General features: G+C 36.2%; 8 protein-coding genes and 1 pseudogene. 5 read left to right on the forward strand and 4 right to left on the reverse strand.

Annotated elements, in window-relative coordinates:
* The 3 genes from WBM60_RS08475 to WBM60_RS08485 form a co-directional block, all read left to right on the forward strand.
* Positions 1–754 (forward strand): 3-oxoacyl-ACP synthase III family protein (locus WBM60_RS08475; protein WP_424282958.1); only part of this gene is annotated, 754 nt, incomplete at its 5' end.
* A gap of 4 nt (positions 755–758) precedes the next feature.
* Entirely contained in the window at positions 759–1316 is a 558-nt protein-coding gene (locus tag WBM60_RS08480; RefSeq protein ID WP_424261166.1) for a methyltransferase, read from the forward strand.
* A 15-nt stretch (positions 1317–1331) separates the two neighbouring features.
* Positions 1332–2183 (forward strand): glycosyltransferase, encoded by an 852-nt coding sequence (locus WBM60_RS08485; RefSeq protein WP_424261164.1) that lies wholly within the window; start codon positions 1332–1334, stop codon positions 2181–2183.
* On the opposite strand, the gene pafA is transcribed toward WBM60_RS08485, so the two are convergent.
* Positions 2175–3857 carry an alkaline phosphatase PafA gene (gene pafA / locus WBM60_RS08490; RefSeq protein ID WP_424282959.1) on the reverse strand — a complete coding sequence of 561 codons (1683 nt, stop codon included), beginning with the start codon at positions 3855–3857 and terminating at the stop codon, positions 2175–2177. The two genes, WBM60_RS08485 and pafA, sit on opposite strands and share 9 nt — an antisense overlap.
* Before the next feature lie 112 nt (positions 3858–3969).
* Here pafA and WBM60_RS08495 point away from each other — a divergent pair, with 112 nt between their 5' ends.
* The gene (locus WBM60_RS08495; protein WP_424261160.1) at positions 3970–4707 is read left to right on the forward strand and encodes an MlaE family ABC transporter permease; all 738 of its coding nucleotides are present in this window, start codon (positions 3970–3972) and stop codon (positions 4705–4707) included.
* On the forward strand, positions 4707–5474 hold the full coding sequence (locus tag WBM60_RS08500) for an ABC transporter ATP-binding protein (protein WP_424277240.1): 768 nt from the start codon (positions 4707–4709) through the stop codon (positions 5472–5474). Before WBM60_RS08495 ends, WBM60_RS08500 begins: the two co-directional genes overlap by 1 nt.
* Before the next feature lie 5 nt (positions 5475–5479).
* Here WBM60_RS08500 and WBM60_RS08505 read toward each other — a convergent pair whose 3' ends face one another.
* The 3 genes and pseudogenes from WBM60_RS08505 to WBM60_RS08515 form a co-directional block, all read right to left on the reverse strand.
* A complete protein-coding gene (locus tag WBM60_RS08505; RefSeq protein WP_424264257.1) occupies positions 5480–6937 on the reverse strand; it encodes a DUF389 domain-containing protein in 1458 nt (485 codons plus the stop codon).
* A 2-nt stretch (positions 6938–6939) separates the two neighbouring features.
* A complete protein-coding gene (locus WBM60_RS08510) occupies positions 6940–8037 on the reverse strand; it encodes a mannose-1-phosphate guanylyltransferase (protein ID WP_424264259.1) in 1098 nt (365 codons plus the stop codon).
* Positions 8038–8040: 3 nt separating this feature from the next.
* A pseudogene (locus WBM60_RS08515) lies at positions 8041–8266 on the reverse strand (sprT domain-containing protein); the annotation flags it as partial.

The following is an 8266-nucleotide window of genomic DNA, read 5'->3' on the forward strand; positions in this document are numbered from 1 at the left end:
ATCTCAGAGTGACACTGTACCCAGTTTAGCCACAAGAGTAAAGCATCTCCTAAAAATTAAAAATCCCAATTGTGTTGCATATGATATGCTATTTGGTTGTCCGGGTTGGATTGAAGGAGTAATTCAGGCACATGCTTTTATTAAAAGTGGTATAGCCAAAAAATGCCTTGTAATTGGGGCTGAAACACTTTCCAGGGTAATAGATCAGCATGACAGGGATTCTATGATATATTCTGATGGTGCCGGAGCCTGTATTATTGAAGACTCGGAAGATTCCGGTGAGATCCTTGCACATACTTCCGCTACATATACCAATGAAGAAGCCTTTTATCTATTTTTTGGCGAATCGCATAATAAAGCTTGTACCAGCAAAACTCAATATATTAAAATGTATGGGCGTAAAATTTATGAATTTGCGCTGATTCATGTTCCAAATGCCATGAGAGATTGTTTGGAAAAAAGCGGAATACCCATTGAAAATGTAAAGAAAATATTTATTCATCAGGCCAATGAAAAAATGGACGAGGCGATTGTCAAACGATTTTACAAGTCTTATAATTTGGAAATGCCTGAAGGAGTTATGCCAATGAATATTCATGAAATGGGAAATAGTTCCGTGGCAACCGTTCCAACCTTGTTTCATATGGTTAAAACCGGAAAAATAGAAAATCAGCAAATAGAAAAAGGGGATGTTGTTATCTTTGCCAGTGTTGGCGCAGGTATGAATATCAACGCCATAGTTCATAGATGCTGAAAATATGTATGAAAAAACTTTTCCTGGAAAAAGGTATAAGAATACACTTGCCTTTCTTCAAAAACACATAACTACTCAGGAAGCCATATTAGATTTAGGGGTTACTAACCCATTTTCTGAAATAATGAAGCAGCATGGCTATAAGGTTGAAAATACAAACGGTGAAGACCTGGATTTAGATTTTAACTTCGTACAGAATTCGAATGCCAATGTAGTCACTGCATTTGAAATCTTTGAACACCTGTTAGCACCTTACAATATTTTGAGAGCAATTAAGGCAGATAAAATTATAGCCAGTGTCCCATTGCGGCTTTGGTTTGCCTCAGCGTACAGGAGTAAAACTGACCCATGGGACAGACACTATCATGAATTTGAAGCCTGGCAGTTTAATTGGTTGCTTGAAAAAGCCGGTTGGGAGATAAAAGACACATTTAGCTGGACTAATCCTGTAAAGAAATTAGGAATTAGACCTTTATTACGCACTTTTACCCCTCGTTATTATATTGTTTATGCCGAGCGAAAAAGCTTACCGGAAAGCACTGGATTTATTGCACCGAAATAATTATAACTTACTATCGTGAATTATTATATTGTAATCTGTGCACATAATGAAGAATCATACATAGCTGACACACTCAATGCTGTCCTATCGCAAACCTTGCAACCAAAGAGAGTTTTGGTTGTTAATGATAATTCTACAGACAAAACCGAGATTATTATAGATGAATTTGTCTCCCTAAACAACTATATTATAAAAGTTAACAGATCCTCTTCTACTCTTCATATGCCCGGGGCTAAAGTTGTGGAAGCATTTAATGAAGGATTTGCACTGTTAGACGACCAATACGATTTTATTGTAAAACTGGACGCTGATATTATACTCCCGGAAAACTACTTTGAAAAAATATCTGAACTAATTATTTCAGATCCAAAAGCCGGGATATTAGGTGGATTTGCTTATGAACAAGATACCAAAGGAATTTGGAAACTAAATCACCCAATGAACAAAGATCATGTTCGGGGTGCTTTTAAAAGTTATACCAAAGAGTGTTTTAATGCTATAGGTGGCTTAAAAAATTCTATAGGCTGGGATACTGTTGATGAACTTTTGGCACAGTATAATGATTTTAAGGTGATTACAGATGATTCATTAAAAATAAAGCATTTACGACCTCTGGGTGCATCCTATAACAAACAGGCGCGTTATCTGCAAGGTGAAGCTATGTATCGGATGCGTTATGGTTATTGGATTAGTTTGATTGCCTCACTAAAGATTGCTTTAAAAAGAAAAAAGACGATATTATTTATAGATACAATAAAAGGGTATAACAAAGCCAAAAAAAAGAATCTTCCCTTTTTGGTTTCCCAAAAAGAAGGCGAATTTATTCGTAAACTAAGGTGGCAAAATATTTTTAAAAAATTATTCTAATACCTGTGTAATAGGCTTACCAGTAGTCCCGTTAGGAAATGCAATCCCTAATAAAGTAGCTATGGTAGGTGCAATATCCGGGATTTCTGTTCCAAGAGCCGTTGATCCCGGTTTGATTCCTTTTCCATAAAAAAGAAGTGGTGTATGTGTATCATAAATCTGAGCAGATCCGTGTGTGGATCCCGTTTTACTATAATCAATAATTCCAGGTTTAGGCACGATTAAAATATCACCAGAGCGTTTCATGTTGTATCCGTTTTGAATAATGTATGGAATTCCGGTGGTGTACTCATTATTTCGCATTTGATAGGCTGTGTATACCTTTTCAAAGGTATTGTATGACAGTAATTCATTGGCCAAAGTCTCCTGGACTTCCTTTGGATTTAGGTCCAAATTTTGAATAATCTTATGGTCAAGAAAAAGCTGGTTGTTAGAATAATTTTTAATTATCGCTGTGGAACCATACTTATATTTGATAAATTCTCCTAGTTCTGATTGTATTTCAGCCCTATTAATATATCCCGATGGTATTCTTTGATCTTTCAAATAGGCTGGAACATTAATTGCCCCATGATCCGCAGTAAGAAAAACGGTATATTCCCCGGCTCCCACTTTGGAATCCAAATACTTTAATATTCGTTCCAAATCACGGTCTAAACGTATGTAAGTATCCTGTATTTCTTTCGAATTTACACCAAACCAATGTCCTACATAATCTGTACTTGAAAAACTAATAGCCAAAAAGTCTGTTATATTGTCTGTACCCAGCTGCTCCCCTTTGATTGCATCTATTGCAAAATCAGTAGTAATACTGTTTCCAAAAGGTGTAACCTTTAGCAGTTCATATTTACTATTCTTATCCCATAAACCGGGAAGGTCATGCGGAAAAGTAGGAGTGTTTTCTCCTGTGTACAAACCCTCATAAGTATTATTATCAGGGCCGCTTTCCTCATAAGAAGCAATATCCTCAATAGTATTCCAGGGCTTCTTATATTTCTCTACAACCTTAGAAGAATTAAAATCTACGACCCACTTAGGTAAGTTCTCCATATAATAGTTACTGCTGATCCATTTCCCTTCGCCTCCACCGAGGAACCAGTAAGCGGCATTTGCCGTATGACCGCCGGGAAGAACAGCGCCTCTGTCTTTTAGGGCAATGGCAACAACTTTACCTTTCATTTGTGTGTGTAAGCGCAATTGATCAGTAATAGTAGTAACGGTCATCCTATGCGGCGACATCTTTCCTGCATCTGAAATGGCTCCAACTGTCTCGTAAGAATCGTCGGATGCGCAATAGACCGATTTATCAGTTTCTTTATCATACCAGTTATTTCCAATAATTCCATGTATTGAAGGAGTGGTACCTGTGTACACAGATGCGTGTCCCGGGCCGGTACTGGTAGGTGCATAATTAAAGTGATTGTTTTTACAATTAAAACCCTCATTAACCAGGCGTTTAAAACCATCGTCGCCATAATGGTTCCAAAAACGTGTCAGGTAGTCATAACGCATTTGATCCACGACAATACCAACAATTAATTTCGGAGTGGTTTTTAGGGGAGCAGAATCTTCTATTTTAGCAAATTCTTTAGCTCTTCTTTGACCTATTACTACTGAAGAATTTAAAAAGAACCCAATTAATAAAATCGAAGTGAAATAGCTTTTGGAAAACATTATATATAAATTCTGGTTTTAAAAATCCCTAAATTAAGTTTTAAAATTTTAAATGAAGGTTAAATGAAGCCTAATATTACTATTTTTACAGCTAGAAGTATCGCATAGTTTTATGAATTATATCTCATCAATTGGCAGCTATTCCATTATGGTTCGCGAGGTTTTTAAAAAACCTACAAAGTGGTCAATAATGAAATCTTTAATTTTAAAGGAAATTGATGAACTAATATATGGTTCAATGGGAATCGTTATCTTCATTTCCATTTTTATGGGAGGAGTTGTTGCTATCCAAACGGCCTTAAATCTTACAAATCCATTTATTCCGAAAGACTTGATTGGATTTGCTACCAGACAATCTGTAATTCTTGAGTTTGCCCCAACATTTACATCTATCATAATGGCAGGGAAAGTGGGCTCTTATATCACCTCCAGTATAGGCACAATGCGTGTAACCGAACAGATAGATGCATTGGAAGTTATGGGGGTAAATTCTCTTAATTATTTGGTGTTCCCTAAAATAATAGCCATGTTTCTTTATCCTTTTGTAGTGGCTATTGCTATGTACCTGGGGATCTTTGGAGGGCTAATTGCCAATATATTGGGAAATCACAGCACTTCTACAGAATTTATTCAAGGGATACAATTAGATTTTATCCCATTCCATGTAACCTATTCCTTTATTAAATCTGTGGTTTTTGCATTTATAATTGCTACTGTTCCATCCTTTCATGGCTATTATATGAAAGGAGGAGCCCTGGATGTTGGAAAAGCGAGTACAACCTCTTTTGTTTGGACCAGTGTGGTCATTATTATAACCAACTTTGTTCTTACCCAACTATTACTAGGCTGATGATAGAAGTAGAAAACCTGCATAAATCTTTTGGGGATGCCCACGTATTAAAGGGCATAACTACCACTTTTGAAAAAGGAAAAACCAATCTGATTATAGGACAAAGTGGCTCTGGTAAGACAGTATTTATGAAGTGTCTTTTGGGTTTAGTTGTGCCAGATGAAGGAACAATTAGTTATGACGGCCGAATGTTTTCCAAATTGTCCGGAAGAGAAAAACGAGATTTAAGGCAGGATATGGGAATGGTATTCCAGGGAAGTGCATTATTTGATTCGATGACGGTTGAAGAAAATGTAATGTTCCCAATGGATATGTTTACCCACCAATCCCGATCTGAAATGGAAGACAGAGTAAATATTGTACTTAAGAGGGTAAACCTCATAGATGCTCATAAGAAATACCCGGCTGAAATTTCAGGAGGCATGCAAAAAAGAGTCGCTATAGCCAGGGCAATAGTTATGAATCCGAAGTATTTATTTTGCGATGAGCCAAACTCAGGCCTGGATCCTAAAACCGCTATTTTAATAGATAACCTAATTCATGAGATTACAAAAGAATTTGACATTATTACTGTAATTAATAGCCATGATATGAATTCTGTTATGGAAATTGGTGAAAAAATAATCTTCCTCCAGCATGGTATCAAAGAATGGGAAGGTACAAAGGATGAAATTTTTAAAACCGACAATAAGGCGGTTACTAATTTTGTCTATTCTTCAGAGTTATTTAAAAAGGTCAGGCAAATGTATATAGAAGAGCGAAACTAACCTGCTTACTGCTTTACCTGGACACTATTATCATTCAATCGCAACTTTAACCATTTACTTAGTTTTTGAGTATCCTCTTTAATATCTCTCCGCTTTGCATCTTTTTTCCATACTACATCGAAAATTGGTATGGTATCAATCTTCGTAAAGTCGGTTGTTATTTTATAAGCAAACCCCAGGCTATCCAGATTTTCAAAATTAGTTTTAGCTTCAGCACTGATCTGTTGAAATGGAATTTGTTTTGTGGTAAGCTTACTCATTTTAGCTAATTCAGATTCCAGAAGATTTATGCGTTCATCTTTATTTAATAGTTCAGCCTTCTTGGATTCGTATAATTCATTTATATAATTGAACTTTATTTCAGAATCATCCCTGCCTCCCTGAACAATTCTTAGTTCCGTATTTTCTAGTCTGGAAAATGTGTTTTTTTGCGATATCCAGCTGTTAATAACATTATCAGGGATAAGCTCATCTCCCATACAAACCAATTCAATTGAAGATTCGCCATTCCTTTTATAGTTAATTTCTGTAAGGTTATCTAAATACCTTCCCCTATCCTTAAATTTATATACTTCAATAGTCTGTTGAATTAAATCCTGTGCCTGGCTCATATATCGCGATTTCTGCCATACGTTATAAAAGGTAATTATAGCCGGAATCATAACCAAGATGGCTATTAAAGTAGTGATCCTGGCCAAAAATCGTCTCTTTTTCGAATTAATGTATTTAACCATTGGAAAACGGAGGAGCTTAAGAACAATGACTGTGGCAACGGCAATGAAAATAGTGTTGATGATAAAAAGGTAAATAGCCCCGGTTGCATACTCCCAATTACCAATTGCCAGTCCGAATCCCACCGTACATAATGGCGGCATTAAAGCCGTTGCAATTGCCACCCCAAAAATTACAGTAGCTACCGTTCCCCTTTTTGCTCTGGCTATAACTAAAGCGAAACCGCCAAAAAAGGCGATTAGTACATCTCTGATATCCGGCTCTGTCCTGGCCAATAACTCAGAGGATTCATCTCTTAACGGAAAAAATTCAAAAAATAAATATGCTGTAAGTATACTAATGACGACCATTACCGTAAAATTCTTCAAAGAACGCCTTAGCGTATCAATGTCATTTATGGCAATGGACATGCCCACACCTAAAATAGGACCCATAAGAGGAGAAATAAGCATGGCTCCAATTACCACAGCCGTAGAATTAGCATTTAAACCAATTGATGCTATGAATATTGAACATATTAATATCCAAATCGTATGCCCTTTAAAAGGTATATCGGCAATAATGGCTTGTTTAGTAGCTTCCTGATCAGTATCCTTACGTATGTTTAAAAGGCCCGAAAGAAATTTTTTGGTGCTTCCTAAAAATCCCTGAAAATCCTTTTTCGCCTGTTCTCCGCTGAGATTCTCATCGGCATCGGATAATGGGTTTTTATTATCATAATCTTCATTCATAATTATATGTATTGGTCTCCAAATCGTTTTTTTACTTCTGCCAAAACACTTTTAATAGATTGTTCTTTGGATTTGGGGTAAATCATCAAAACTTCTTCTTTATCAACAATTATATAATCTTTTAATCCATCAATAACCGCAATTTTATCTTTTGGTAATCGAATCATATTTCCCGAAGCATCCTCACTTAAAACCTTACCGCTAACAATAGCATTGTCATCTTCATCTTTCCCGAGTTTATGATATAACGAACCCCAGGTACCCAGGTCATTCCAATCAAAAGTAGCGGGAAGAACAAATATTTCCCTGGCTTTTTCAAGAATGGCATAATCTATTGAAATATTATCTGCTTTAGGATAATTTTTATCGATGAAATCTTTTTCTCCTGCAGTATTAAAAATCTCATATCCGGAATTGAACAACTCATATTGCTCCGATTGAAATTCCTTGAACGCCTCTAAAATAGTTCTGACGCTCCAGATAAAAATGCCGGCATTCCAAAGAAAATTCCCTTGTTTTAAAAATGACTTAGCTGTCTCATAATCCGGTTTCTCTCTAAATTGCTTGACTGCAAATAAGACTGAACTTGATTCTTGCGATGCTATTTGTTCAAATTCAATATAACCAAATCCCGTATTAGGGAAAGTAGGCTTTATTCCAAGGGTGCATATTACTTCCTCCCTTTCACATTTATCAAAACAACTCTTAACATTGAGCTCAAATGCCTTTTCATCTTCTATCCAATGGTCACTGGGAGCCACAATCATTAATCCCTCAGGATTCATTTTTTTTATTTTCAAAGCTGCATATAAAATACAAGGGGCTGTATTGCGCATCACTGGCTCCAAAATAACCTGATTTGAGCTTATCATAGGAAGCTGACTCAAAACAAGCTCATTATACCTTTCATTAGTAAGAATAAGAATGTTTTCTGCAGGTATAAAGTTGTTGAGACGACTAAAAGTTTTCTGTAAAAGCGTATCACCGGCACCTAACATGTCATGGAATTGTTTTGGGTATGCAGATGTGCTAACCGGCCAAAACCGGGAACCTACTCCCCCAGCCATTAAAACCGCGTAGTAGTTTTTATTTTTTTTCATTTATTATTTATTAATTACTACCTCAACTTCCGCATGGGGTTGAAACAGGTATACCCTTCCCGATGAGATTTCAACACACTCGTATCTTTTTACTTTTCTTTGCCCTTTCTTAAATAACTTCCCGTTGTACAACTTAAAAACACTTCCGGAAGGTAATTCAAAAACTTGAATTTTATCAGTAGGAATATCATAAGCTTTCAAAGCTATGGACAAATGAGCATCTGTAGTG

The sequence above is a fragment of the Eudoraea sp. genome, assembly GCF_049669105.1.
GTDB lineage: Bacteria > Bacteroidota > Bacteroidia > Flavobacteriales > Flavobacteriaceae > Eudoraea.

Excerpts from the sequence above, each read along its gene's own strand:
- WBM60_RS08510 (WP_424264259.1), bottom strand. The coding sequence starts at position 8,037 with ATGAAAAAAAATAAAAACTACTACGCGGTTTTAATGGCTGGGGGAGTA.
- pafA (WP_424282959.1), bottom strand. The coding sequence starts at position 3,857 with ATGTTTTCCAAAAGCTATTTCACTTCGATTTTATTAATTGGGTTCTTT.
- WBM60_RS08495 (WP_424261160.1), top strand. The coding sequence starts at position 3,970 with ATGAATTATATCTCATCAATTGGCAGCTATTCCATTATGGTTCGCGAG.
- WBM60_RS08505 (WP_424264257.1), bottom strand. The coding sequence starts at position 6,937 with ATGAATGAAGATTATGATAATAAAAACCCATTATCCGATGCCGATGAG.
- WBM60_RS08500 (WP_424277240.1), top strand. The coding sequence starts at position 4,707 with ATGATAGAAGTAGAAAACCTGCATAAATCTTTTGGGGATGCCCACGTA.
- WBM60_RS08480 (WP_424261166.1), top strand. The coding sequence starts at position 759 with ATGTATGAAAAAACTTTTCCTGGAAAAAGGTATAAGAATACACTTGCC.